The organism is Pseudonocardia benzenivorans CB1190 (genome assembly GCF_000196675.2).
In the GTDB taxonomy this organism is placed as follows: domain Bacteria; phylum Actinomycetota; class Actinomycetes; order Mycobacteriales; family Pseudonocardiaceae; genus Pseudonocardia; species Pseudonocardia benzenivorans.
In genome coordinates this window covers 2,813,303-2,838,185 of sequence record NC_015312.1, presented here as the reverse complement: position 1 = coordinate 2,838,185, position 24,883 = coordinate 2,813,303, and the positions used below count along the sequence as shown (strand labels likewise).

General features: G+C 72.9%; 20 protein-coding genes and 1 riboswitch. Of the genes, 6 read left to right on the top strand and 14 right to left on the bottom strand.

The window, feature by feature from the left end; translation table 11 throughout:
* Window positions 1–53: 53 nt before the first annotated feature.
* The 3 genes from PSED_RS13540 to PSED_RS13530 form a co-directional block, all read right to left on the bottom strand.
* Window positions 54–812 carry an SDR family NAD(P)-dependent oxidoreductase gene (locus PSED_RS13540; RefSeq protein WP_013674810.1) on the bottom strand — a complete coding sequence of 253 codons (759 nt, stop codon included), beginning with the start codon at window positions 810–812 and terminating at the stop codon, window positions 54–56.
* Window positions 813–904: 92 nt separating this feature from the next.
* Window positions 905–1,855 (bottom strand): SMP-30/gluconolactonase/LRE family protein, encoded by a 951-nt coding sequence (locus tag PSED_RS13535; protein WP_013674809.1) that lies wholly within the window; start codon window positions 1,853–1,855, stop codon window positions 905–907.
* Window positions 1,856–2,031: 176 nt separating this feature from the next.
* Complete coding sequence (locus PSED_RS13530; RefSeq protein ID WP_103384003.1) at window positions 2,032–2,964, bottom strand: alpha/beta fold hydrolase; 933 nt, start codon at window positions 2,962–2,964, stop codon at window positions 2,032–2,034.
* Window positions 2,965–3,253: 289 nt separating this feature from the next.
* Here PSED_RS13530 and PSED_RS13525 point away from each other — a divergent pair, with 289 nt between their 5' ends.
* From PSED_RS13525 to PSED_RS13515, 3 genes are all read left to right on the top strand, one after another.
* Window positions 3,254–4,417, top strand: coding sequence for an FAD-dependent oxidoreductase (locus PSED_RS13525; protein WP_013674807.1), 1,164 nt, complete (start codon window positions 3,254–3,256; stop codon window positions 4,415–4,417).
* A 76-nt stretch (window positions 4,418–4,493) separates the two neighbouring features.
* Window positions 4,494–4,607: riboswitch (SAM riboswitch) on the top strand.
* A gap of 41 nt (window positions 4,608–4,648) precedes the next feature.
* Window positions 4,649–6,070 (top strand): aminotransferase class V-fold PLP-dependent enzyme, encoded by a 1,422-nt coding sequence (locus tag PSED_RS13520; protein WP_013674806.1) that lies wholly within the window; start codon window positions 4,649–4,651, stop codon window positions 6,068–6,070.
* Between the two features lie 208 nt (window positions 6,071–6,278).
* Complete coding sequence (locus tag PSED_RS13515) at window positions 6,279–7,646, top strand: NAD(P)/FAD-dependent oxidoreductase (RefSeq protein ID WP_013674805.1); 1,368 nt, start codon at window positions 6,279–6,281, stop codon at window positions 7,644–7,646.
* Here PSED_RS13515 and PSED_RS13510 read toward each other — a convergent pair.
* The 5 genes from PSED_RS13510 to PSED_RS13490 form a co-directional block, all read right to left on the bottom strand.
* Window positions 7,643–8,215, bottom strand: coding sequence for a bifunctional nuclease family protein (locus PSED_RS13510; RefSeq protein ID WP_049803392.1), 573 nt, complete (start codon window positions 8,213–8,215; stop codon window positions 7,643–7,645). The genes PSED_RS13515 and PSED_RS13510 overlap by 4 nt on opposite strands.
* Window positions 8,216–8,377: 162 nt before the next feature.
* On the bottom strand, window positions 8,378–10,348 hold the full coding sequence (locus tag PSED_RS13505; protein ID WP_013674803.1) for a flavin-containing monooxygenase: 1,971 nt from the start codon (window positions 10,346–10,348) through the stop codon (window positions 8,378–8,380).
* 98 nt (window positions 10,349–10,446) lie between these two features.
* Window positions 10,447–11,223: an enoyl-CoA hydratase/isomerase family protein gene (locus PSED_RS13500; protein WP_041761154.1), complete on the bottom strand. Its 777-nt coding sequence runs from the start codon at window positions 11,221–11,223 to the stop codon at window positions 10,447–10,449.
* A 72-nt stretch (window positions 11,224–11,295) separates the two neighbouring features.
* Entirely contained in the window at window positions 11,296–12,045 is a 750-nt protein-coding gene (locus tag PSED_RS13495) for an SDR family NAD(P)-dependent oxidoreductase (protein WP_013674801.1), read from the bottom strand.
* Window positions 12,046–12,053: 8 nt separating this feature from the next.
* Window positions 12,054–12,803, bottom strand: a complete 750-nt coding sequence (locus PSED_RS13490; RefSeq protein ID WP_013674800.1) for an SDR family NAD(P)-dependent oxidoreductase — start codon at window positions 12,801–12,803, stop codon at window positions 12,054–12,056.
* Between the two features lie 194 nt (window positions 12,804–12,997).
* Here PSED_RS13490 and PSED_RS13485 point away from each other — a divergent pair, with 194 nt between their 5' ends.
* On the top strand, window positions 12,998–13,693 hold the full coding sequence (locus tag PSED_RS13485; RefSeq protein ID WP_013674799.1) for a TetR/AcrR family transcriptional regulator: 696 nt from the start codon (window positions 12,998–13,000) through the stop codon (window positions 13,691–13,693).
* On the opposite strand, the gene PSED_RS13480 is transcribed toward PSED_RS13485, so the two are convergent.
* Window positions 13,674–15,191, bottom strand: a complete 1,518-nt coding sequence (locus PSED_RS13480; RefSeq protein ID WP_013674798.1) for an acyl-CoA synthetase — start codon at window positions 15,189–15,191, stop codon at window positions 13,674–13,676. The two genes, PSED_RS13485 and PSED_RS13480, sit on opposite strands and share 20 nt — an antisense overlap.
* Window positions 15,192–15,354: 163 nt before the next feature.
* Between PSED_RS13480 and PSED_RS13475 the strand changes: the two genes are divergently transcribed.
* Window positions 15,355–16,137: an SDR family NAD(P)-dependent oxidoreductase gene (locus PSED_RS13475; RefSeq protein ID WP_013674797.1), complete on the top strand. Its 783-nt coding sequence runs from the start codon at window positions 15,355–15,357 to the stop codon at window positions 16,135–16,137.
* Window positions 16,138–16,310: 173 nt separating this feature from the next.
* Here PSED_RS13475 and PSED_RS13470 read toward each other — a convergent pair whose 3' ends face one another.
* From PSED_RS13470 to PSED_RS13455, 4 genes are all read right to left on the bottom strand, one after another.
* A complete protein-coding gene (locus PSED_RS13470; protein ID WP_013674796.1) occupies window positions 16,311–18,278 on the bottom strand; it encodes a hydantoinase B/oxoprolinase family protein in 1,968 nt (655 codons plus the stop codon).
* 11 nt (window positions 18,279–18,289) lie between these two features.
* Complete coding sequence (locus tag PSED_RS13465; RefSeq protein ID WP_013674795.1) at window positions 18,290–20,326, bottom strand: hydantoinase/oxoprolinase family protein; 2,037 nt, start codon at window positions 20,324–20,326, stop codon at window positions 18,290–18,292.
* A 28-nt stretch (window positions 20,327–20,354) separates the two neighbouring features.
* Window positions 20,355–20,606: a hypothetical protein gene (locus PSED_RS13460; RefSeq protein WP_013674794.1), complete on the bottom strand. Its 252-nt coding sequence runs from the start codon at window positions 20,604–20,606 to the stop codon at window positions 20,355–20,357.
* A 228-nt stretch (window positions 20,607–20,834) separates the two neighbouring features.
* The gene (locus PSED_RS13455) at window positions 20,835–22,832 is read right to left on the bottom strand and encodes a helix-turn-helix domain-containing protein (RefSeq protein ID WP_143770474.1); all 1,998 of its coding nucleotides are present in this window, start codon (window positions 22,830–22,832) and stop codon (window positions 20,835–20,837) included.
* Between the two features lie 180 nt (window positions 22,833–23,012).
* On the opposite strand from PSED_RS13455, the gene PSED_RS13450 reads away from it, so the two are divergent.
* Entirely contained in the window at window positions 23,013–24,263 is a 1,251-nt protein-coding gene (locus PSED_RS13450) for a CaiB/BaiF CoA transferase family protein (protein ID WP_013674792.1), read from the top strand.
* A gap of 6 nt (window positions 24,264–24,269) precedes the next feature.
* Here the strand turns inward: PSED_RS13450 and PSED_RS35645 are convergent, their stop codons facing one another.
* Window positions 24,270–24,839, bottom strand: coding sequence for an SDR family NAD(P)-dependent oxidoreductase (locus PSED_RS35645; RefSeq protein WP_158511310.1), 570 nt, complete (start codon window positions 24,837–24,839; stop codon window positions 24,270–24,272).
* Window positions 24,840–24,883: the final 44 nt, after the last annotated feature.

The window sequence follows — 24,883 nt, the reverse complement described above, 5'->3', positions numbered from 1 at the left end:
CCACCGAGGGGGCGCGAGATCCCCTGACGATCCGTGCGAACCCGGCGGACGGGTCACCAGCCCGCGACCGACCCCGCGTCGACGGGCAGCGTGACGCCGGTGACGAAGGAGGCGTCGTCCGACATCAGCCAGACGACGGCGGCGGCGACCTCCTCGGGCTCGCCGATGCGCTGCAACGCCTGCGGCTTCATGATCTGCGCGAGCCGCTCGGGGCTCGCCCCCCGGGCGAAGCCGGTCATGATCGTCCCGGGGGCGACCGCGTTGACCCGGATCAGGTCCTCGGCGTACTCGACGGCGGCGTTCTTCGTCAGGCCGACCAGCCCGTGCTTCGCGGCGGTGTACGGCGCGAGCCGCCGCACCCCGCGCAGCCCGGCGTTCGACGCGGTGTTCACGATCGACCCACCGCCGCCGGCGAGCATCGCCCGGATCTGGCGCTTCATGCCGAGGAAGACCCCGCGCAGGTTGATCGCGATGACCCGGTCGAACTCCTCGTCGGCGATGTCGGCCAGCAGCTTCCCGCCCCCGCCGACGCCCGCGTTGTTGTGCGCGAAGTCGAGCCGGCCCCAGCGTTCGAGGACCCCGGCGACGAGCGCGTCGTGGTCGGCCGGTTGCGCCACGTCGCAGACCTGGAACTCGGCCGTGCCGCCGGCCTTGCGGATGATCGCGACGGTCTCCTCGCCGCCCTCGCGCGCGGACTCCAGGTCCGACACCAGCACCGACGCGCCCTCGGCGGCCGCACGCACGGCGGTGGCCCGGCCGATCCCGCTCGCCGCACCCGTGACCAGCCCCGACTTGCCCTCCATCGACCCCATCGGCCCAGCGTGGACGCCCGCGCCGCGCCGGGCAGCGGGATCCGTGCCGGATTCCCTGTCGCTGCGTGCGGCGCGGGCGGGGCTGCCCTCGCTCAGGCGCTGTAGGCCGGCCGCAGGCCCGGGCGGTCCCACGTCGTGCGCCACAGCACGCCGGTGCCCGACGCGGTGATCCACGCCGTCCGCAGGTCGGGACCGCCGAAGCAGATGTTGGTGATGGCGGTGTCCCCACCGGGCGGGACACGCGTCGCGAGCAGCTCGCCGCCCGGCGAGACGACGTTGATCTCCCCGGCCTGCAGCGTCGCGACACACACGTTGCCGTCGGCGTCGACGGCAAGCGAGTCGAGCCACCGCATCCCGGGGAACCCGTACAGCAGCCTGCCGCCGTTGCGGGTCGCCGGATCGCGGCGGATGCGGCCGGGCCCGTCCAGGTCGAAGGCCCACAGCCGGCCCGGCGTCGTCTCGGCGACGTAGACGGTCCGCCCGTCCGGGGCGAGCCCCACGCCGTTGGCCTGCATCATCGGGTAGACGGCCTCGACGATCGACGAGCCGTCGGCCGTGGCGTAGTAGAGCCCGCCGTGGTCGAGCTCGCGCGGGCGGATCTTGCCCATGTCGGTGAACCAGAAGCCGCCCTGGTCGTCGAAGACGATGTCGTTCGGGCCGCGCAGCCGGTGGCCGTCGACGTGGGTGTAGAGGTCGGTGACCTCGCCGTCGGCGGTGACGCGCTGGATCGAGCCGCCGACGTAGTCCTCGCCCTGCACACCGGGCACCGCGCGCCCGTTGCGGGTCGTCCAGGTCGACCCACCGTTGTTGCAGACGTAGAACGCGCCGTCGGGGCCGACCGCCGCGCCGTTCGGGCCGCCCCCGCACTCGGCGACGGTCGTCCGGGTGCCGTCCGGCGCGACCCGGGTGAGCCGTCCGCCCTTGATCTCGACGACCACGACCGAGCCGTCGTCCATCGCGATGGGGCCTTCGGGGAACTCGAGCCCGTCCGTCGCGACCTCGTAGGTCAGGTCGTCGTCGACCTCCGGCGCACCGCTGCGCATGTCGCCTCCTCGGGGACCGCGCCTGCCGCGACCGCGGCGGCGCGCTGCGAGCGTGCCGCCGTCCCCGGTGCCGGGGCCAGGGGCCGGCGCGCGGGATCCCGTGACGATCCGTGCGGCACCGTCGGACGACGCCCCGGTGACCGGGGCCCGACCGGGGCCAGACCAGGCCGGGCCGATCAGGGCTGGCGGTGCGCCCGCGAGTGCCGCCAGTCGGCCAGCAGCGCGCGCAGGCCGGTGACCAGGGCGATCGGCTCGTCGACCATGACGTGGTGCGCGGCCGTCGGGATCTCGATGAGCGGAACGCCGCGGCCGAGCCGGTCGACGATCATCTCGCCCATGTCGGCCGGGACCAGCCCGTGCTCGGCCCGGAACAGCGCCACCCGGCAGCCCGGGACGGCGAGGTCGCCGGGCGCCATCGCGGTGCGCGCGAACATGGCCGGGTCGAACTTCCAGCTCCAGCCGCCCTCGACCGGGCGCAGCGAGTGCTCGGCGATGTGCCGCACGACGTAGGGCAGCTCGCTGTCCTGGTCGGGCACCAGCCGGAAGTGGCTCAGCGCGTCCTCCCGGGTCGGGTAGACGCGCAGCGGGCCGAACGCCCGCCGCTCCCGCGCCGCGGTCTCCTCGGGCGTCTGCTCGCGCACCGGGGTGTCGACGACGACCGCGCCCGCCAGCTGCTCGCCGTGCCGCTGCGCCGCGACCAGCGCGACCATGCCGCCCATGCTGTGCCCGATCACGACGGGCATCGGACCGGTGCCGGAGGCCTCGGCGACGGCCATGACCTCGTCGGCCCAGCTCGAGAGCGCGTACCCGGCGGAGCGGCGGCCCGAGTCGCCGTGCCCGGAGAGGTCGACCGCGACGACGCGCCTGCCGTCGGGCCGGGCGAGCAGCGGTCCGATGTGGTCCCACCAGCGCGCGTGCGCGGCGCCGCCGTGCACCAGCACCAACCCGTCGCCGGGCGGGCCCCAGGCCCGGTAGCGGACGTCGACACCGTCGACCCGCACCTCGCCGGGCTCCGCCTCGGTCGCGACGGCGTCGGTGAACCACGCGGGGACGCCGGTGTCGGACCGCTGGGCGGCCGACGTCGATGCGGCAGGGACGGCTGCGGACACGGTGGGCTGCTCCTTCTTCGGGATGCCCGACCGTACGACACCGTGCCCGACGACGTCCCGCCATGGCCGCTCCGCGACCGGACACGTGCCCCACCCGGGCTGCGACGCTTGACACAGTCGGACCGGGCAGGTTGAGTCGGGGCGGCCCGTCGCGGGGTCCCCGGACGGACCACCGCGGTTCATCCGCCCTCCTCCCGACGGTCCCACGGTGCGCTGCAGGCACACCAGGGCACAGCGCGGCCGACGACTGTCCGCTCCAGCACGTCCCGTCGACCGCCCGGAGGGCCACATGACCCCTGCACCCGATGCGCGAACCCAGCCGGGACGGCGGGCGGCGTCGGTGGAGGTGGTCGTCATCGGGGGCGGTGTCATCGGCGCCGCCGCCGCCTGGCAGCTGGCCAGGCGCGGGCACGACGTGCTCGTCCTGGAGAAGGACGAGCTGGGCCACCCTCGCGTCACCTCGCACGGCGCGACCCGGATCTACCGGCAGAGCCACACCTCGCCCGCTCAGGTGGAGCTGGCGGTCGAGTCGCTGCACCGGTGGCGCGAGCTGGAGCACGAGACGGGCGCGGCGCTGCTGCACCTCACCGGCGGGATCGACCACGGCGACCCCGTGCGCACCGCGGCCGTGGCCGCATCGCTTGCCGCGCACGGCATCCGACACCAGTGGCTCGAGCCGGCCGAGGCCTCGCGGCTGTGGCCGGGGCTGCGGTTCGACGGGCCCGTGCTCCACCAGCCGGACTCGGCAGGCCGGCTGCGCGCCGACCAGGCCGTCGCCGCGCTGACGGCCGCGGCCATCGGGCGTGGTGCCACGGTGCGGCACTCGACGCCCGTCGAACGGGTCGACGTGCTGGACGACGACCTGGCCGAGATCACGATCCCCGGCGGGACCATCCAGGCCCGCCGGGTCGTGCTCGCCGCGGGCGCCTGGACCGCCGGGCTGATCGGCGACCTCGTGGCCTTGCCGGCGCTGCGCGTCACCGAGGAGCAGCCGACGATCTTCCGTCCCGTCGGCGCGACGCCGTGTGTGGTCGGCGACGTCCGGTGGCCCACCCTGATCCACCACATCGGACCCGCGCAGGGGTGGCCGGCCTCGGTGTACGGGATCGGGGTGCCCGGGATCGGGGTCAAGGTCGCGTTCCGTGGGACGGGCCCCGACTGGCAACCCGACGTGCGCGATCCGCGGCCGGAGCCCGCGCAGCTCTCGCGGCTGCAGCGCTACGTCGAGCACTACCTGCCGGGCCTCGACGCCACCGACCCGGCGCCGCGCTCGTGCACATTCGTGTCCACACCGGACGCCGGGTTCCTCGTCGACCGAACCGGTCCGCTCGTGGTCGCCGCCGGCTTCTCCGGACACGGGTTCGCCGTCGCGCCCGCCCTGGGGCGCATGGTCGCCGACCTCTCCGCCGACGCGCCGACGGCCCGCACGCTCAGCCCCGCGGCGAGCCGCTGACCCGACTCGCACCGCCCGGAATGTGACCGCCGCCACGGTTGCGCACCCGTCGGCCGGCCCCGTACGGTCTCGCTCAGGTCAAGAGCGCCAGCGTCAAGCCCCGGCTCGCTGGCCGGCAACCCTCCTCCGCGGCGGGGTGCTCCGGGTGACGACCAGGCCGTCGCGGAACGCGCGTCGGCAAGCGCGGACCCGCCGACACGCCCCGGGTCCCTGTTGGACCGGAGGTCCGTCGTGTCCGTTGTGCTCCAGGCCGCCCGCCCCACCGCGCCCACCGTCCCCGCCGACGTCGCGGCGCACGCTCTCCCGGCCCCCGCAGCCAGCTGTCTCCCGGCCCTCGTGGGCACCGGGCTGCCGGTCCCGCTCGTCGACGGCACGACCGTCGCGCACGCCAACCTGGACCTCGCCGCGAGCGCCCCGGCCCTGCGCTCGGTGGCCGACCGGGTCGCCGCACTGCTCCCGTACCACGCGAGCGTGCACCGCGGCGCCGGCTACGCGTCGACCGTCTGCACCGCTGCGCTCGAATGGGCCCGCACGACCGTCGGCCGGTTCGTCGGCGCCCGCTCCGACGACGTCGTCGTCTTCACCCGCAACACCACCGACGCGCTGAACCTGCTGGCCGGGGCGGTGCCCGGCGCGGTCCTGTGCCTCGACGTCGAGCACCACGCGAACCTGCTGGCCTGGCGCGGCGGCGAGCACCGGGTGCTGCGCGCGGCGGCCACCGTCGACGCGACCCTCGCCCAGCTGCGGGCCGCTCTCGAGGCCCGGCCCACGGCACTCGTCGCGATCACCGGGGCGTCGAACGTGACCGGCGAGGTGCTGCCGCTCGCCGAGATCGCCGACCTCGCCCACTCCCACGGGGCCCGCCTCGTCGTCGACGCGGCTCAGCTGGCCCCGCACCGCCGGGTCGACATCGCGGCGACGGGCATCGACTACGTCGCGCTCTCCGGCCACAAGCTCTACGCGCCCTACGGCACCGGCGCCCTGGTCGGCCGCCGCGACTGGCTCGACGTCGCGACGCCCTACCTGGCGGGTGGCGGCGCCGTCGTGCGGGTCGACGCCGTCGGCGACGGCTCCCCCGCCGAGGTCACCTGGACCGCCGCCCCGCACCGGCACGAGGCCGGGACCCCGAACGTCCCCGGTGCCGTCGCGCTCGCCACCGCGTGCGAGGCGCTGGACGCCGTGATCGACGAGGCCGCTCCCGCCCACGAGCGTGCCCTCTCCGAGCGGCTCGACGCCGGCCTCGCCGACATCCCCGGCGTCCGGACCCTGCGGATCTGGCACGACGCGCCCGACCGGGTCGGCGTGCACAGCCTGACCGTCGACGGCTACCCGGCGGCCCTCGTCGCCGCCTACCTGTCCGCCGAGCACGGGATCTCGGTGCGCGACGGCAAGTTCTGCGCGCACCCGCTGCTGGCCCGCCTCACCGGCTGGGCCGAGGGTGCGGTCCGGGCGAGCCTGGGCCTGGGCACGACGGCAGCAGACGTCGACCGGCTCCTCGCCGCCCTGCGCACGCTCGTCACCGACGGCCCGGGCGTGGCCTACGAGTGCGTCGACGGGCGCTGGCTGCCGACGGCCGACGGCCGGGACACCGACCCGCTCGGCCTGGGCATCGGCGACGAGGTCACCGGCGCCGGGCGCGGCTGCGGGCACTGACACCCGCCCTCTCCCGCGCGGCCGCCTCCCGGCCGGATCCTCCGGTCGGATCCGCCGTCCGCTTTTCGACCCCTCGACGCACGGGTAGGCGCCGGAGAATCATCGGCGCGGACCGCGCGGCCCCGACGGCCTCCGGTCCGACGGCGGTCCGACGACGAGCGCGGGGGATGCAGTGGGCGCAACGGGGAACGGCACGCCGGACGTCGACATGTCGAGGAACGGCCGGCCCGGGAACGGGCCGGCGACGACAGGGTCCGGCGGCCGCGGCACGGGCGGACGGCCGCGGATCGTGGTGATCGGCGGCGGGTTCGCCGGGTTCGCGGCCGCGAAGGGGCTGACCGCACGGCTGCCCGACGCGGAGGTCGTCGTCGTCAGCTCGACCGACTACTTCCTCTACCTCCCGCTGCTGCCCGAGGTCGCGACGGGGGTCCTGGACCCCAGGAGGGTGTCGGTGCCGCTGTCGACCGCCCTCCCCAAGGCCGACGTGGTCCTCGGCAAGGTCGACGCGATCGACCTCGACGGGCGCACCGTCGGGTGGGTCGATCCCGAGGGCGGCCGCGGGGAGACGTCGTGGGACCGGCTCGTGATCGCGGCGGGCAGCGTCAACGCCCTGCTGCCGATCCCCGGCGTCGCCGAGCACGCGCACGGGTTCCGCGGCATCGCCGAGGCGGTCTACCTGCGCGACCACCTCGTCCGCCAGATCGACCTCGCCGCGGTGACCACCGACCCGGCCACCCGCGACGCCCGGTGCACGTTCGTCGTGGTCGGCGCGGGCTACACCGGTACCGAGGTCGCCGCGCAGGGCGTCCTGTTCACCGAGCAGCTGCGCCGGGCGCACAAGGCGTTGCGGGGACAGCGGGTGCGCTGGCTGCTCGTCGACGTCGCCCCACGTGTGCTGCCGGGCCTGGACGAGCGGCTCTCCCGTTCGACCGACCGCGTGCTGCGCGAGCGCGGCATCGAGATCCGCACGGAGACCTCCGTCGAGGAGGCCCACGCCCAGGGCGTCCGGCTGACGGGCGGTGAGGACGTCGCGAGCCGCACGCTCGTCTGGTGCGTGGGGGTGCGGCCGGACCCGCTCGTCGCCGGGCTGGGCCTCGAGACCGACAAGGGCAGGCTCGTCGTCGACGACCGGCTCGTCGTGCCCGGACACCCCGACGTGACGGCCTGCGGGGACATCGCCGCGGTTCCCGACCGGACGCGTCCCGGCGAGCTCACCGCCATGACCGCCCAGCACGCGCAACGCCAGGGCGCGCTGGCCGCGCGCAACGTCGCCGCCTCGCTGGGCGTCGGCGAGGCCCGGAGCTACAAGCACCACGACCTGGGGTTCGTCGTCGAGCTGGGCGGCCGCGACGCCGCCGCCAACCCGCTGGGGATCCCGCTCTCCGGGCTGCCGGCGACCGCGGTCACCCGCGGCTACCACCTGCTCTCGATGCCGGGCAACCGCACCCGGGTGGCCGTGGACTGGGTGCTCGACGCGGTGTTCGGCCGGCCCGCGGTGCAGCTGGGCCTGGTCCGGGGCTCGGCCGTCCCGCTGACGACGAGCGAGCCGCAGAAGCAGCCGGAGCGCTCCGGTTAGTCCTTCTCGCCGCCCGCCGGATCCTCGCCCGACGGGCCGAAGTCCTCCGGCGAGACCGAGTCGAGCATCCGCCGGAACTCCTCGACCTCGGCCTTCTCCGCCGGATCGAGGTCGGGCCCTGCGGGCCCGGCCGGATCGTCGGCGACGTCCTCGTCGTCGGGGTCGGCACCGGTCAGGTCGAGCAGCTGGACCGGGGCGGCGCCCGCCTCGAGCACGTCCTCGGTGGCCTCGATGGGCAGTCCGTCGCGGACCGCGAGGGCGACCGCGTCGGTCAGCCGCGACGACACCCGCGTCTCCCGGTCGAACTGCAGCTCCGCGTGGTAGATGCCGTCGCGCAGCTCGGTGATCCGGACCCGTTCGAGCCGCCGCCCGAACGCGTCGACGACGTGCCGGATCAGGTCGTGGGTCTGCGGTCGCGGCGGGTCGACCCCCTGACGTTGCAGCTCGATCGCCGCCGCCTCGGGCAGCCCGATCAGCACCGGGAGCTGCCGGCGCGCCCCGGTCACCTCCCGCAGGAGCAGGACGGGCTGCGTCCCGGCCGGGTCCATGCCCACTGCGACCACCGTCATCTCCGGCACGCTGTCCTCCCCGTCCTCGCGTTCGGCGTCAGCGGATACCCACCCTGCACCCGTCCGACGCGCATCGGGAAGGGAATGACCGCGCCGAGGTGGCCGCGCCGGCACAGCAGGTCACGGAACGGACATTTCCGTCGACGAGCGGGTCGTGAGCGGTCAGGTCGCGGCGTGCTCGGGCAGGGGTGTCGTCACGAACTCGGAGAGATCCGGCTCGCGGGTCATCGCCCAGTAGTCGACCAGCCGCCACGGCGAGTTGGTGACGATGCGCCCCTCGGCGTTGCGGTACCAGTTCGTCATGCCCGGGTGGGTCCAGACGAGCTCGGCGTGCGCCTCGTCGACGCGGCGGTTGTACTCGTCGCACACCTCGGGCCGCACCTCGACGGTGCCGATGTCGCGTTCGAGCATCGTCACCAGCATCCGGGAGATGTAGCCGACCTGGCACTCGGTGTGGAAGATGACGCTGCCGCCGTGCCCGAGGTTGGTGTTCGGGCCGTAGACCATGAACAGGTTCGGGAAGTCCGGCACCGTGATGCCCAGGTGGGCGCGGGCGTCGTCGTCGCCCCAGATCTCCCGCAGCGAGCGGCCGGACCGGCCGCGGATGTCCATCGGGGAGAGCATCCGGCGGCTCTGGAACCCCGTGGCCATGACGAGGACGTCGAGGTCGACGCGGGAGCCGTCGGCGAGCTCGACGCCCTTCTCGTCGACCTGCGCGATCGCGTCGGTGACGAGGTCGACGTCGTCGCGGCGCAGCGCGGCGAACCAGCCGTTGTCGATCAGCATCCGCTTGCCGTAGGGCGGGTAGGTCGGCATGACCTTGTCGAGCAGCCGGTCCTCGTGTCCGGCGATCTCGGACATGAGGTGCTCGGCGAAGAAGCGGCGGTGCCGGTCGTTGATCGCGTTGACCGAGCGCTCGGGGTGCTCCCAGTCGGGGTCGCGGCGCAGCGTCGGGTGCAGCTTGTCCTGGTAGATCCACATCAGCCGGAGCCGGTACCACGCCGCGTACCAGGGCACCTGCTCCATGAGCACCCGCGTCTGCGGGGTCAGGACCCGGTGGTAGTTGGTGTTCGGGATGGCCCACTGCGCCGAGCGCTGGAAGACCGTGAGGTGCGCGGGGCCGCCGACGACGGCCGGGACGATCTGCATCGCGCTCGCGCCCGTGCCGACGATCCCGACCCGCTTGTCGGTGAGGTCGACGGAATGGTCCCAGCGCGCCGAGTGGAACATCGGCCCGGCGAACGAGTCCAGGCCGGGGATCGGCGGGTAGGCGGGCCGGTTGAGCTGCCCGACGGCGCTGATCAGCACGTCGGCGACGAGCTCGGTCGGCGTGGCGTCGGGGTCGTCGGCCGGGCGGATGCCGACCCGCCAGACCCGCTCGGTGTCGTCCCAGCGCGCGGCGACGACCTCGGTGCCGAACCGCACGTGCGGCAGTACACCGTGGTCGCGGGCCACCTCCTGCAGGTAGCCGAGGATCTCGGGCTGCTTGGCGAAGTAGCGCGACCAGTCGGGCTTCTGCGCCCACGAGTAGGAGTACAGCGCGCTGGCCGTGTCGACGCCCGCACCCGGGTAGCTGTTCTCCAGCCAGATGCCACCGACGGCGTCGTGGCGCTCGACGACGGTGTACGGGATGCCCAGCTCGCCGAGCTTGACGGCGGTGCAGATGCCGCCCTCCCCCGCCCCGATGACGACGACCCGCAGGTCCTCGCGCCGCCGGGGCGGGGCGGCGGTCCAGTGGGCGTCGCGGTCGACGAACCCGGCCTCCTCGGCCATCGAGACGTTGTACTCCGGGGGCACGGTCTCACCGCAGGAGATGCCGACGCGGTCGGCGACGTCGTCGACCGGTGGCGGCCCGGCGAGCTCGACCTCCCCGTCGCGCCAGGCGCGCAGGAACGCGAAGGCCTCGGCGCGGACGTGGGCCTGCAGCTCCTCGGTGAAGCCGGCGGTGTCGTTGTCGTCGGTGGCGATCGAGCGCGACGGCAGGTACGGCTCGGCGAGCCAGCTCCGGTCACCGGTGAGGTGGGCCAGCACCAGCAGCAGGGTCGGGATGTTCGCCGACTCGAGCGCCTCGCGCAGGGTCGCGTCGTCGGCGGTCATCCGGAACCCCCGACCGTCCCCTCGTGTCTCCGTCATCGTGTCTCCGTCATCCGACCCGGCCCCACGGGGCCGAGTTTTGTGTAACGACCGGTCTACGAAACAGGGTAGGGGCCCGACGGCCGCACCGCCACCGTTCACCTGCCCTTGTAGACGGGCTCACGTTTCTCGGCGAACGCCCGCGGGCCCTCGGCGGCGTCCTCGGTGCGCATGCAGGCGGCCAGCAGCCGCTGCTCGGCGAGCAGCCCGGCCTCGAGACCCTCGCGCAGCCCGGTCTGGATCGCCTCCTTCGCCGCGCGCACCGCGACGGGCCCCCGCGACGCGATCACCTGCGCGACGCGCGTCGCCTCCGCGAGCAGTCCGTCGGGTTCGACGATGCGGTTGACCAGGCCGTGGCGCAGGGCCGCCTCGGCGTCGATCGGGTCGCCGGTCAGGATCATCTCCGTCGCGACGCCCACCGGCACCGCCCGCGGGAGCCGCTGCGTCCCGCCGGCGCCGGGGATGATCGCCCAGCGCACCTCGGCGAGGCCGAACGTCGCCTGCGGGACGCAGATTCGGATGTCGCAGGCCAGCGCCAGCTCCAGCCCGCCGGCGAGGGCGTGCCCGTTGACCGCGGCGATCATCGGCTTGCCGGCCTCGGCCGTCATCGTCATACCCCCGAGCACCCACGGCTCGGCGGTGTCGTCGAGCACCGTGTCGCGCACGACGGGGATCAGCTTCTTGAGGTCGGCACCGGCGCTGAAGGAGTTGCCGACGCCGGTGAGGACGGCACAGCGCAGCGCGTCGTCGTCCTGGAAGCGGCGATAGGCCTGCGCGAGCAGGTCGTTGTGCTCGGGATCGAGGCTGTTGCGGGCCTCGGGACGGTTGATGGTGATCGTCGCGACGGCGCCGTCGACGTCGAACTCGATGCTCATGGTGTCGCGCCTTTCCTCGATCAGGTCGTGAGTGGCGATGGTCGCTCCGGCGACCATCGCCACGCACGGGGGTCAGGGAGCCGCGTAGCCGCCGTCGACGACGATCGCAGCCCCGGTCGTCCAGCGCGACTCGTCGCCGGCGAGGTAGGCGAAGGCGCCCGCGAGGTCCTCCGGGGTGCCGAAGCCCAGCGGGTGCTTCGCCTCCATCGCCGCCATGGCCTCGCGCGGGATCTTCGCCGACATGCCGGACTCGAACGTCCCCGGACACACGCAGTTGACCCGGATCCGTTCCTTCGCGTACTCGACCGCGGCGACCTTCGTCAGGTGCACGACGGCGGCCTTCGTCGCGCAGTAGGGCGCCGCGTAGGCCCAGGCGGTGAGGCCCGCGACCGACGCGGTGTTGATGATCGAACCGCCGCCCGCCTTCCGCATCACGCGGATCGCCGCGGTCGTGCCGTGTACGACGCCCATCAGGTTGACCCGCAGCTGCAGGTCCCAGTCCGCGGCGGTGAGGTTGTGGAGGCGGGCGTTGGGCGCGATGACGCCGGCGTTGTTGACCATCACGTGCAGCCCGCCGAACTCCTCGACCGCCGTGGCGACGGCCGCGTCGACCTGCGCCGCGTCGCCGACGTCGACGACCTGCGTGCGCACGGGCGTCCCGTCGAGCGAGCCCGCGACCGTCTCCAGGCCGGCGGGATCGAGGTCGCACAGCACGAGGGCCGTGCCGGGCTCGGCGAGCCGTCGCGCGACGGCGGCGCCGAGGCCCCCGGCCGCGCCGGTGACGAGCACGACGCGCGTCACCTCGGAGATCGAGGAGGACATCGGGGCGCTCAGTCCTGCAGCAGCAGGCCGCCGTCGACCGACAGCACCTTGCCGGTCATGAAGTTCGAGCCCTGGGCCGCGAGGTAGACCACGGCCTCGGCGATGTCCTCCGGCTCGGCGAAGCGGCCCAGCGGCCAGTCCTCCTCGCGGTAGCCACGGCCCTTGATCATCTCGGTGGCGACGGCACCCGGCGCGACGCCGTTGACCAGCACCCCGCGTCCCGCGCCGTACTTGGCGAACCACCGCACCATGGCGTGCACCGCACCCTTGCTCGCGGCGTACTGCGGACCGGCCAGCACGCCGCCGATCTTGCCCGCGATCGACCCGATGCAGACGATCTTGCCGCCGCCGTCCTCCAGCGCGGGCCACGCGGCCTGGATGGCGAGGTAGGTGCCCTTGGTGTTGACGGCGTAGACCCGGTCGAACTCCTCGGCGTCGACGTCGAGCGCGCCCTCGCCGTAGACGCCCGCGCACGTCACCAGCACGTCCACGCGGCCGAAGCCCTCGGTCGCCGCCGCCACCAGCGCGGCGGCGTCCGCGGAGCTGGTGATGTCGGTGCGCAGCCCGGTGGCGCGCCTGCCCAGTGCCGCGACGCGCCGGACGGTCTCCTCGGTGTCGAGCATGTCGCCGACGACGACGTCGGCTCCCTCGCGCGCCAACGCCAGCGCCGTGGCCTGGCCGATCCCGCGGGCGCCGCCGGTCACGACCGCGACCTGACCGGTCAGGTCGACCGCGCCGCTGATCCCGTTCTCCGCCATGGCTGTGCCACCTCTCTGTTCGTCCGTCCCGGGCGAGCCGGAACCTGTCCGTCGGGTGTGGTCCGGTCGGAGCATCCGCCGGGCCGTGCCACGCGTGCGGTCGGGCCGCCCGCGCGGGCCGCGTAGGATCGCCGGTGTCCGAGCGGGCACCCCCCTGCCCGCCGAAGGTCCGCGCGGACCGGTAGCGAGGAGAGATGCCCCGACCACCAGGCCACGGCTCTGCCTTCGAGCCGCGGCGCCGGGAGATCATCGACACCGCCGCCGAGCTGTTCGCCCGCCGTGGCTACGCCGCGACCGGCATCACCGAGATCTGCGACGCCGTCGGTCTCGCCCGCGGCGCGCTGTACTACTACATCGGCTCGAAGGAGCAGCTGCTCGTCGAGATCCAGTCGGCCGTGCTCGTGCCGCTGCTGGAGGCCTCGCACGCGATCGCCGCACTCGACGTCCGGCCGGTCGTCCGGCTGCGCCTGCTCTCGGAGCTGCTGCTCGAGCAGATCGTGCTGCGGCTCAACCACATCTGGGTCTACGAGCACGACTACCGGCAGCTGTCGGCGGAGAACCAGGCCACGCTCGTCGCGCAGCGGCACGCGTTCGAGGGCGTCGTCACCGAGCTGCTGTCCGCCGCCGTCGCCGCGGGCGAGTTCCGGGAGATGGACGTCGACCTGGGCATGCTGCAGTTCCTCAACATGCACAACCACACCTACCAATGGGTCCGCCCGTCGGGACGGTGGAGCGTGCAGGACCTGTCCGAGCAGTACTGCGCCACGTTGTTCCGCGGCTTCGCCGCCCCCGGGTACGACCCCTCGACGATCGAGGAGGAGACGGCCCGGTACCGCGCCGAGCACCCGGACCTGCCGACGCTCGCGCCGGTCACCGCAGCTCCCGCTTGAGCACCTTGCCCGACGGGGTCCGCGGCAGCGCGTCGAGGAAGTCGACCGCGACGGGCACCTTGAACTTGGCCAGCCGGTCCCGGCAGAACGCGCGGATGTCCTCGGCGTCGGCCCGCTCCCCCGGCTTGAGCACGACGACCGCGCGCGGCACCTCGCCCCAGCGCTCGTGCGGCATCGCGACGACGGCCGCCTCCAGCACCGCCGGGTGCTCGTAGAGGACGCGTTCGACCTCGGGGGTCGCGATGTTCTCGCCACCGGAGATGATCATGTCCTTGAGTCGGTCCTCGACGTAGAGGAAGCCGTCGGCGTCGAGCCGGCCGATGTCGCCGGTGTGGAACCAGCCGTCGCGGATCGCCCTGGCCGTCGCCTCCTCGTCGCGCCAGTAGCCGTCGAACACCTTGGGTCCGCGCAGCGCGATCTCGCCGAGCTCGCCCGCGGGCACCTCGGCACCCTGCTCGTCGACGATGCGCACCTCGACGTGCGGGATCGGCCTGCCGACCGACCCGATCTTGGACAGGCTGTGCTCGCGGTCGAGGACGGTGTCGCCGGAGACGGTCTCGGTGAGCCCGTAGGCATCGGCGAACCAGGTGTTGGGGAACGCCTCGAGGATGCGGCGCACCACCGGCTCGGGCATCTTCTCGCCGCCGCCGATGATGCAGCGCACCGACGTCGTGTCCCGGTCGGCGAGATCGGGCACCTGCAGCACCGCGTTCATCATCGCGGGCGCGAGCCAGACGATGCCGACCTTCTCGCGCTCGATCGCGTCGAGCACCCCGGCGGCGTCGAACGAGCGCATCAGCACCAGCCGCGCGCCCATGTGGAACGCGGCCAGGCCCGGCAGGTCGAGGCCACCGCAGTGGTAGAGCGGGCCGCAGACCAGCACGGTGTCGTCGGCAGAGAGCCCGAGCTCGACGATGAGCCCCAGGTTCTTCCAGGCGACGTTGCCGTGGGTGATCCGCACGCCCTTGGGCCGTGACGTCGTGCCGGACGTGTACATCAGCCGGGCCAGGGTGTGCTCGTCGTCGACGATCCCCGGCGGGACCGGCGGCGCGCCGGCACCGTCGGCGACGAGTGCCTCGTAGGCGATCCAGCCCTCGGGCGCCCCCGCGCCGAGCAGCACCCGATGACGGATGGTCGGCAACGCCGGGGCGAGCTCGTCGATCCGTCCGCGGAACTCCTCCTCGGTGACCAGCACCACGGTGCCCGCGTTGTCGAGGATGTAGCGCCACTCGTCGGGGGCGAGCCGGTAGTTCAGGGGCAGCACGACGGCGCCGAGCCGGCCCGCGGCCAGCACCGTCTCGAGGAACTCGACGTGGTTGTAGGTCAACAGGGCGACGACCTCGCCGGTCCGTACACCGAGGGCGGCCAGGCCGGCGGCGACCGCGTCCACGCGCGCGGCCAGCTCCGCTGCGCCGATGCGTCGGTCGCCGTGGACCAGCACCTCGCGGCCGGGATCGCGGGCGACGTGGTGGTCGAGGACGCGGGCGAGATCGAACACCGTCGGGCACTCCTCGTCGAGTCGTTTCCTGTACCGTTCGTTCGACAAAACCTACCTGTGGCGACCGGCCCCGGTCGAGGACCCTCGCGGGCGATGCGAGGGCCGCGGCCGCCGTCGTTCGACGTCCGAAGCAGTCCGACGTCCGAAGTAAAAGGAGGCCCCGATGAGTTCCGACCTCTCCGGCCGCGTCGCCGTCGTCACCGGCGGCGCGAGCGGCATCGGCGAAGCCGTGGCCCGGCTCGCCGTCGAGCGCGGCGCCGCCGTCGTGATCGCCGACCTCGACCCGGCACGCGCGACGGCGGTGGCCGACGACCTCGGCGGACACGCCGTGGCGCTCGACGTGGGCTCGGCGCCCGACGTCGCGGCCGTCGCCGAGCAGATCGAGCGCGAGATCGGCGCCGTCGACGTCCTCGTGACCTCGGCCGGCATCACCCAGCGCCCGACGCCGCCCGAGGACTACGACGTCGCCGACTGGGACGAGGTCTTCCGCGTCGACCTGCGCGGCACCTGGCTGTGCGCCGTCGAGTTCGGGCGCCGGATGGCCGTGCGCGGCCAGGGCAGCATCGTCACGATCGCCTCGGTCGCCGGTATGCGCTCGATGCCGCTGCACGCCTACACCCCGGCCAAGGCCGGCGTGATCGCGATGACGGCCGACCTCGCCGCCGAGTGGGGCCGCTCCGGGATCCGGGTCAACTCCGTCGCCCCCGGCTACACGCTCACCCCGCTGCTGCGGGAGCGGATCGAGCGCGGCGAGCGCGACCCCTCGAACCTCGCGGGCGAGTCGGCACTCGGCCGGATGGTCGACGCCGACGAGATCGCCAAGGCGGTGTGCTTCCTCGCCTCCGACGAGGCCTCCGCGATCACCGGGGTGAACCTGCCCGTCGACGCCGGGTGGCTCGTGGCGCCGACGTGGCGCACCTACGACGGGATCCCCGACAAGCGCTGAGCCCCACCGGGTCCGGGCCCGTCCGGCATGCCCGGGCACTGCAGGCGGGAGAAGACGGACGCCGGGACGGACGGCCCCGCGAGCGGAGTCGTGCGTCCCGGCGTCGCCGTCCGGGGAGACGCCGGGACGGGTGGCTGCGTCGGCACCCATCCCGGCGTCGTCCGTGCCGACCGTCAGGCCATACCCGCCGCGCGGAGCTCGGCCCGGCGCGCCTCGGTCGCCTGCTGGTCGATCTGCAGACCCTCCGGGTCCTTCTGGGGGTCGCCCGTGATGATCACGCCGAAGTCGCGCGCGGCGGCCTCGATCGAGATGTACTCGTCACGGACGTCGACCAGCACCCGCTCCGGCTCGCGGGTGTACGGGTTGCCCCAGCCACCGCCGCCGCAGGTGATGTAGCGGAACACGTCGTTGGGCTTGGTGTGCCACAACGGGTTCGCCCCGAACCAGAAGTACTCGCCCTTCTCGACGTCGATCGCCTTGGTGTCCGGGTCGAGCATGCCGGAGACGGGCGTCGACTGACGGTAGGCCTCCGGGTCCAGCACCGGGATCAGGTCCTTGCGCTGGGCCACGTCGAACCCGCCCTCGGCCGAGAACAGCCAGGTGGCGCCGTTGCGGCCGTCCTTGCCGCCGTGCACGCCCGCGCCCGAGGAGCGCTTGGTGTGCACCGGGCTCGAGGTGTGGTGCGCCTCGGTGAGGTACATGCTGTCGCGCAGCACGGACGCACCACCGCGGTTGTAGCCGACACCCGCGGTGTCGGGCACGTACTCCTTGCGCAGCACCACGATCGGCAGCTCGGACTCGATGGCCTCGGTGGCCGGGTCGAGGTTGTTGGCCATGTAGAAGCCGCCGTAGGAGTCGGCGTCACCGGTCTTGGTGGCGCCCCACGGCCCGTGCTCGCCACCACACTGCGCGACCGTGACCCACGGGGTCCCGTCGGGCAGCACGCCGTGGCCGTTGTGAATCGACAGCGAGCCGTAGTCGCCGCCGACCGCGTTCTCACCGACAGCCGGCTCGAGCGCCTTGAAGATGGCCAACAGCACCGGCTGCGCGGCCTCCCAGTAGAGGAAGACCGGCCCGTCCGGCGGTGTCGCCGAACAGATGGTGCCGGCGGGTAGCACGACGTCGACGTTGCGGTAGGCGCCGGAGTTGAACGCCGTCTTCGGGTCGAGCACGTACTTGAGTGCGACCCCGACCGCGGTGAGCGTGTCGAACACGCCCGCGTTGATCGACGTACGCGCCTGCTGCGACGTGCCCGAGAAGTCGACCTCCAGGCGCTCGCCCGCCTTGGTGATCTTGACCTTGATCTCGTACTCGAGCGTGTCGTCGATGCCGTCCGCGTCGACGAGGTCGCTGCCCTCGTACACGCCGTCCGGCAGGGCCTTGATGGCCGAGGCCATCGACTCGGCCGGCACGTCGACGCTGTAGTTGATCGCGCCGAGCCAGGCGTCGGCGCCGTAGCGCTCGAGGCTCTCCTTCATCAGCCGCTCGCCGAGCAGCAGGTTCTGGTAGATCGTGATCATGTCCGGCAGCAGCAGCGCGCAGTACCGGGCGTTGTTGAAGATCAGGTGGAACGAGTGCTGCACCGGCTGGTCGTTCTCGTAGGCCAGCATCGGCGGGATGACCAGGCCCGTCTCGTAGACGTCCTTCTTCGTCGCCGAGAAACCGGCCGGCACGATGCCGCCCATGTCGAGCTGGTGGGCCCGCAGGGCGATGAACGTGACGAGCTCGTCGTTGTGGAAGACGGGCCGGATGAAGCAGATGTCGTTGACGTGGTTACCGGCCCGGTACGGGTCGTTGACCATGAGCACGTCGCCCGGCTTGAGGTTCTCCGGGCCGTACTCTTCCACCGCGTTGCGCACGGCGTGCTCCATGGCGCCGGAGAACAGCACCAGGGAGTTCGACACCGTCGACATGGGGTAGTTCATCGACGCCGGGCCCGAGATCGTCGCGGCGAAGTCGTACCAGTCGCGCAGGATCAGCGAGAACGCGTGGTGCAGCAGGTTCGTGCACATGTGCTCGACGATGTAGCGCATGCGGTTCGACAGCACCGTCGCGGTGTAGCGGTCGCAGTTGTACCGCGCCTCGAACTCCGCGTCGGTGAGGTCCTTGATCGGGGTCTTTCCCACTCCAAGATCGGTCATCTGGTCCTCCCTCAGGCCCTGGTGATCCGCAGCTCGCCGTACTCGCCGACCTCGGCAACCTGGCCGGGCAGCATGAACGTCGTGGAGAGCGCCTCGTGGATCACGGCGGGGCCCTCGATACGGTCGCCGGCCTTGAACGTCTCCCGCTGGTAGCGCCCGGCGGTGACCGGCTCGTCGGTCAGGTACCGCAGCTCGAACGTGGACTCGGGCTTGAGCAGCGCGCCGTCGCCCTTCTCCAGCCGCGGGTAGTCGACCTTGTCGACCTTGATGACGGCCTCCACCCGGTAGGTGACCGCCTGCACCGGCAGACCGTCGAAGCGGTTGCCGGCACGAGACTCGTAGACCTGGTGGAAGGTCTCGATCATCTCGTCGACCTTCTCGGCGGTGATCTCGCCGGAGGGCACGGAGACGAACGGGGTCTCCCAGGTCTGACCCGCGAGGCGGGCGTCCATGGAGCGCACGAACTCGACGTTGGCCGCAGTGTCGTCGAAGCGCTCGCGCAGCTTGGCCTCCATCTGCGCGTAGATCGTGTTGATCGAGTCGGCCGCCTCGTGGGTCAGCATCACGTAGGAGCTGCGGCTGTCGCCGTAGACCTGGTCGGAGGAGACCAGGCCGAGCGCGGAGAACAGGCCCGGGTGCGGCGGCACGATGACGTCGCGGGCGTGCACGAGGTCGAGGCAGGCGGGCAGCAGCATCGGGCCGGCGGCACCGAACGCGACGAGGCTGTAGTCGCGCGGGTCGATGCCGTGCTTGATCGCGATGTTGGTGACGCCCTCGGCGATGTTGTTGATGCCGATGTTGAACGCGTAGTTGACCCGCTGGTGCAGCGACAGCTGGGGGGCGTCGAGGTCGTGGAACGCCCGCTCCGACAGCGCCGGGTCCAGCGACATCCGGCCACCGGCGAACGTCTTCGGGTCGATGACACCCATCATGATCAGGGTGTCGGTCGTCGCGGGCTGGGTGCCGCCCTTGCCGTAGCACGCCGGGCCCGGGTCCGCGCCGGCCGAACCGGGGCCGACCAGGACCTCGCCGCTGGGCGAGATCGTCACGAGCGAGCCGCCGCCCGCACCGATCGACTCGACCTCGTTGGAGAGGGCGTTGACGATCAGGTCGTGCTCGAGCAGGAACGTCGTGTTCACGTACGGGTCGCCGCCCGACACCATGGAGATGTCGCAGGACGTGCCGCCGAGGTCGACACAGAGCAGGTTGCCGCGGTCGATCAGCTTGCCGAAGTGCGCGCTGGCCATCGTGCCCGCCGCGGGGCCCGCGAACACGATCTCGAACGGCTGCTCCATCGCGATGTCGGCGTTGAGCAGCTGCGCGGCGCAGTTGGCGTAGTTGAAGTCGCCGGTGAAGCCCTGCTCGCGCAGGCCGTCGCCGAGCTTCTTGGTGTAGTCGTGGTAGATGAGCTTCATGAACACGTCGATCGTCGTGGTCGACGCGCGTGCCCACTCCTTGGCCAGCGGCGAGGTCTCACTGGAGATCGACACCGGGATGTCGGCGCCGAGCTCCTCGTGGACGATCTCGCGCAGCCGCTGCTCGTGGGCGGGGTTGACGTAGGCGTTGATCAGGCAGATCGAGACGCCCTGGACACCGCACTTGCGCAGGACCGCGAGCTCCTCGCGGGCGTGTGCCTCGTCGAGCGGGATCAGGGCGCTGCCGTCGGTCTTGAGCCGCTCGCGGATGCCGCGCCGCAGGTAGCGGGGAACGAGCGGGCGCATGGCGTCACCGAAGCCGCGGCGCCAGCTCGCGTCGGTCAGCGCGTCCAGCGGCCGGTAGCTCGAGCCGATGTCGAGGATGTCGCGGTGGCCCAGCGTCGTCAGGAAGGCGATCTTGGGCAGCCGCCGGGTGATGACGGCGTTGAGGCCGTGGGTGCTCGCGTGGTTGAACACGGTGGCGTTCTCGACACCGGCCTCGCGGGCGCCCTCGAGCACCGCGAGGTGGGTGTTGCGAACGTCGGTCGAGACCTTGACGGTCTTGATCTGGCCGTCCTCGATGGCCACGACGTCGGTGAAGGTACCGCCGACGTCCACTCCGATCATGCTCATGAGATGTCGCTCCTTCTCGTCGTGGCCGTCAGGCGATGTGGAGGCCGTCGGTCACCAGCTTGACCGGGCCCAGCAGGGTCCACTTCTCCTTGTGGACGGTCTCCATCGTCTTCTGGTTCTTGATGACGATGTACCAGCCGCCCTCGGAGAGCACGGGATACCGCTTGAAGTCCGAGGCGGGCGCCCCGGAGGTGTCGACCCCCAGCTCACGGAGCTCCTCCTCGGAGACGTCCTCGCGCTCGACGCTGAGCCCGGGGGCCGGAGTGGGTCCGTCTGTCACGTCGTCCTCCTGTTGTCGTACGACCCTGTCGACTCCGTGGTGAGTCGTCGTTCTCTTCTGTCGTCGGCAGCCCCGGCCCGGCAGAGACGACACGTGCCAGGCAGAACGCCGTGTGAGCCGGACCATATGGCGACGGCGTCCGACCCGGCCATGGGCCGATCCACCACAGATGAGCCGGAATGAGTGGGCTCATTCCCCATGGTGCGCCCCCACCAGGGGAATCGTCGTTCACACAGCGCCGGAGAGCTGGTGGAGCCGCGCCGCGATGGAGATCCGGAAGAGTGGTTCGGGGTCACGCCACGCCTCGCCGAGCAGCGTCGTGATCCGGTCGAGCCGCTGCAGCACGGTGTTCGTGTGCAGGCCGAGGTTGCGCGCGGTCCGCGTCGGGCTCGCGTTCGCCTCGATGAAGCCGAGCAGCGTCGCGATGAGCTCGGTGCCGCGCTCGGCGTCCCAGGCGATGACGGGCCCCAGCGTCTGCTCGATGAAGGCGCCGAGGTCCTCGCGGCCGGACCCGAACAGCGCCAGGTAGGGCGCGTAGCCGTCGGTCGTGGCGGCGGTGTCGGTGCGGCCCAGCCCCACCAGCAGCCGCGCGCAGCGCCGGGCGAGGTCGAAGCGGTCGGCGAGCGACTCGGGCGATCCTGCGGGCCCCGCGACGACGAGCACCGGGGCGCCCAGCGTCGCCGCGATCCGGGCCCGGACCAGCTCGGCCGCCTCGGACGGGTTGTCGGGGAGCAGGACGACGACGCTGCCCTCGTGCTCGCCCGCGAGGGCAGCCGGGGCGATGTCGTGGGCCGCGCGCAGGGCCGCCCGGCGGTACTCGGGATCGACGGTGACGACGACGGGCGTGCGCAGGTCGTCGATCCGGATGCCGCGCGAGCGGGCCCGCAGCAGCAGCTCGTGCCGGTAGACCGAGCGGGCGCCGAGCAGGTCGGACACCAGCTCCCCGCGCACCCGTTCCTCGGCGTCGGCCACGGCCTCCTGGCGCAGCGTCAGCAGTGCGACGATCTGGCTGGCCCGTTCGACGGTCCGCCGGTCGGCCGGGGTCAGCGCGATCTCGCCGTCGTGGACGAGGATCGCGCCCATCAGCGACTCCCCCGCCACGACGGCGACGGCGAGCCCCGAACCGGGCTCGTGCACGGGGACGCACTGGCCGGTCCGCCTGCTCTCCCGCAGCGCCGCGGCGATCGGACCCGGGAAGCCCGGCCGGTCGCCGTCCTCGACCGGTTCGTCGACGACGGCCGCGCCCGCGGAGTCGGCCAGCGGGGTGCCACGGCGGTCGAGGATGCGCACGCGCCGGCGCAGCACCCCGCCGAGGATCCCGGCGACCTCCTCGGCGCTGCCACCGCGCAGCACCGCGGCGGTCAGCTCGGAGTGGACGGCCGCGGTGCGCTCCATCGCGGCGGTCTGGCGGGTCAGCTCCGCGCAGGCGCTCTCGGCCGCGGCGGCGGAGGCGACGGCCTCGTCGAGCCGCCGCGCCGTCTGCAGCACCACCGACGCGTGGTCGGCGAAGGCCGACAGCAGCGCGATCTCCTCGGTGGTGAACGTGCGCAGCGAGCGGTTCGCCGCGACGAGCACGCCCAGGACCTCGTCGCCCGCGAGCATCGGCACCCCGACCATCGAGACGATGCCCTCGCCGGCGATCACCGCGTCGACCTCGTCGTCGTGCTCGATGCCGTGATCGGTCATGTAGCGGGTGCTGCGGAACGCCGCGCGGCTCTGCGCGACCTTCATCGCCAGGCCCTTGCCAGGCGGCACCCGCACGCCCATCAGCTCCGGCGTCACCGAACCGACCGCCTCGCGGATCATCAGCACGCCGCTCGGCTGCTCGAACGAGGCCACGTAGGCGACGTCGGTGCCGATGAGGTCGAACGCCCGCTGCACCAGCCGGCGCAGCAGCAGCGCGGGTTCGCGCTCCTCGGCGAGCTCGCGTGCGGAGGAGAAGAGGGCCGAGAGCTCGTGCTCGCGCCGGGCCAGCCGGGTGACCGTGGCCTGCACCCGCAGGACCTCGTCCTCGAGCAGGGCCAGCACGTCGGCCCGCAGGTCCTCGTGGGCGAGCAGGCCCGCGACGCCGCGGGCCGGGCCCGCGTCGGCGCGGATCGTGCGCAGCAGCGCCAGTACGCCGTCGACGGACATCCGTTGGCGGGCCGCGATGTCGCGGCCGGTGATCGGTTCGGGCAGCCTGGGCTGCGTCGGGTCGGCCTGCCGGACGGTCCCCGAGAGTGGCAACGTCGCCTCCGCGCGGTCGGTGGTTCCGCCCTCAATCTGACACACATCTGTGCGCCGCGACACAGAGGACCCACCTGAAGGCGTGGAGCTATGGGCGGATCACCCATACTCCCGGCTCCGCGCCCGCCCGTACGGTGACCCGGTCGTCAGGTCGGAAATCACGAGCTGAGCGGAGGCAGGATGGACAGCAGCGCAACCGATCCGGATTCGGCGAACAGCCGCCGGCCGTTGTCGGGAGTCGTGGTGCTCGACATCACGCGCGTCGTCGCGGGTCCGTTCTGCTCGATGATCCTGGCCGATCTCGGCGCCACCGTCATCAAGATCGAGAACCCCAAGGAGCCCGACTACGCGCGGGACTTCCCGCCGTTCGTCGGCAACGCCGACGACGAGGACTCCCGGTTCAGCGCCTACTTCGCGCAGTACAACCGGCACAAGCTCGGACTGACCCTCGACCTGTCCTCGGAGGAGGGCAAGGAGGTGCTGCGCGAGCTCGTCGCCCGCTCCGACGTCCTCGTCGAGAACTTCCGCGCGGGCGTGATGGACAAGCTCGGTGTCGGCGAGGCGAACCTGCGTGCGGTCAACCCGCGGCTGGTCTACACCGCCATCTCCGGCTACGGGCAGACCGGTCCCTACCGGCGCCGGCCCGCCTACGACAACAGCGCGCAGGCGACCGGCGGGCTGTGGGCGCAGAACGGCTACCCGGACCGCCCGCCGGTGCGGGTCGGCACGATCATCGGCGACATGGCCGCGACGATGTACGCCGTGATCGGCACCCTCGCCGCGCTGCGACACGCCGAGCACACCGGTGAGGGCCAGCTCGTCGACGTCTCCCAGCAGGACTCGGTCATGACGCTGACGGAGAGTTCGGTGGTGTCCTACACCGTCGAGAAGAAGATCGCCTCGCCGCTGGGCAACGCGCACCCCTTCGTCCGGCCCTACGAGCTCTACCCGTGTGCCGACGGGTACGTCTTCTTCGGCGGCTACACCGACAAGTTCTGGCGGCTGACCTGCGCGATGTTCGGGCAGCCCGAGCTCGCGGACGACCCCGAGATCGACACCATGGCCAAGCGGTTCGACGCGACGGTCTACGAGGAGCGCGTGCACCCGCTGCTGCGGGGCTGGTTCGCCGGGCGGACGAAGGCCGAGCTCGAGGAGATGGCCGCCGACCACGTCCCGCTGTCGGCGATCAAGACCGTCGACGAGATCGTCGCCGACCCGCACACCGCGGCCCGCGACATGATCGTCGACGTGGAGTACCCGGGGCTCGGCGAGCTGCGGATGCTCGGCACGCCGATCAAGCTGGGCCTCACGCCGGCCGACGCGCGCGGGGTCGCGCCACGGGTGGGCGAGCACACCGAGATGCTGCTGCGCTCGTTCGGCGGGATGTCCGACGAGCGGATCGCGCAGCTGAAGGCCGCGGGCGTCGTCTAGCTGCGGTCACCCCGGGCGGGCTCGGCGGCGAGCCAGCGGGTCTCGTCGCCGAAGCCGTTGCGCGCGTTCCAGTCCGGGGCCAGCACGGCGCAGCCGGTGACGCCGCTGGGCGGACGGGACGCAGCCAGGTGCACGGTTGCCGGCACGACGTGCTCGGGACGCAGCATCGGTTCGTTGACGAACCCCGTCGCCGCGCGGGCGGTGGCCATCTCGTCGGACCCGGTCGTGCGCGTCGGGCCCGGGAAGACGACGTTGACCGCGATCCGGTCGGGCGCGAGGTCCGCGGAACAGGTCGCGCTGGCGCAGCGCGACGTTGTTGACGCACACGTCCAGCCGGCCGTACCGGTCCAGCGCGGCACCGACGGCGGCGTCGACGGCCACGGCGTCGGTGATGTCGATCCCGGTGACCAGCGCGTTCCCCGCCGACTCCAGCTCGGCCGCCGCCCCCGGCGCCCCGGCCCAGTCCCGGTCGGCCGCGACGACGGCGTCGCCCGCCGCGAGGAAGCCGCGCGCGAGCGCGAGGCCGATCCCGCGCGCGGCGCCGGTGACGAGGACGACCTGCGATCGTTGCTCCATCCCCCGATGCTCGCCGCCGGGCGCGGCGCGCGCCTGCGTCCGCA

What these genes read in the sequence shown, in the direction of transcription:
- PSED_RS13540 (WP_013674810.1), bottom strand. Translation starts at nt 812, where the DNA reads ATGGGGTCGATGGAGGGCAAGTCGGGGCTGGTCACGGGTGCGGCGAGC.
- PSED_RS13535 (WP_013674809.1), bottom strand. Translation starts at nt 1,855, where the DNA reads ATGCGCAGCGGTGCGCCGGAGGTCGACGACGACCTGACCTACGAGGTC.
- PSED_RS13525 (WP_013674807.1), top strand. Translation starts at nt 3,254, where the DNA reads ATGACCCCTGCACCCGATGCGCGAACCCAGCCGGGACGGCGGGCGGCG.
- PSED_RS13515 (WP_013674805.1), top strand. Translation starts at nt 6,279, where the DNA reads ATGTCGAGGAACGGCCGGCCCGGGAACGGGCCGGCGACGACAGGGTCC.
- PSED_RS13510 (WP_049803392.1), bottom strand. Translation starts at nt 8,215, where the DNA reads ATGACGGTGGTCGCAGTGGGCATGGACCCGGCCGGGACGCAGCCCGTC.
- PSED_RS13505 (WP_013674803.1), bottom strand. Translation starts at nt 10,348, where the DNA reads ATGACGGAGACACGAGGGGACGGTCGGGGGTTCCGGATGACCGCCGAC.
- PSED_RS13500 (WP_041761154.1), bottom strand. Translation starts at nt 11,223, where the DNA reads ATGAGCATCGAGTTCGACGTCGACGGCGCCGTCGCGACGATCACCATC.
- PSED_RS13495 (WP_013674801.1), bottom strand. Translation starts at nt 12,045, where the DNA reads ATGTCCTCCTCGATCTCCGAGGTGACGCGCGTCGTGCTCGTCACCGGC.
- PSED_RS13490 (WP_013674800.1), bottom strand. Translation starts at nt 12,803, where the DNA reads ATGGCGGAGAACGGGATCAGCGGCGCGGTCGACCTGACCGGTCAGGTC.
- PSED_RS13485 (WP_013674799.1), top strand. Translation starts at nt 12,998, where the DNA reads ATGCCCCGACCACCAGGCCACGGCTCTGCCTTCGAGCCGCGGCGCCGG.
- PSED_RS13475 (WP_013674797.1), top strand. Translation starts at nt 15,355, where the DNA reads ATGAGTTCCGACCTCTCCGGCCGCGTCGCCGTCGTCACCGGCGGCGCG.
- PSED_RS13470 (WP_013674796.1), bottom strand. Translation starts at nt 18,278, where the DNA reads ATGACCGATCTTGGAGTGGGAAAGACCCCGATCAAGGACCTCACCGAC.
- PSED_RS13465 (WP_013674795.1), bottom strand. Translation starts at nt 20,326, where the DNA reads ATGAGCATGATCGGAGTGGACGTCGGCGGTACCTTCACCGACGTCGTG.
- PSED_RS13450 (WP_013674792.1), top strand. Translation starts at nt 23,013, where the DNA reads ATGGACAGCAGCGCAACCGATCCGGATTCGGCGAACAGCCGCCGGCCG.
- PSED_RS35645 (WP_158511310.1), bottom strand. Translation starts at nt 24,839, where the DNA reads ATGGAGCAACGATCGCAGGTCGTCCTCGTCACCGGCGCCGCGCGCGGG.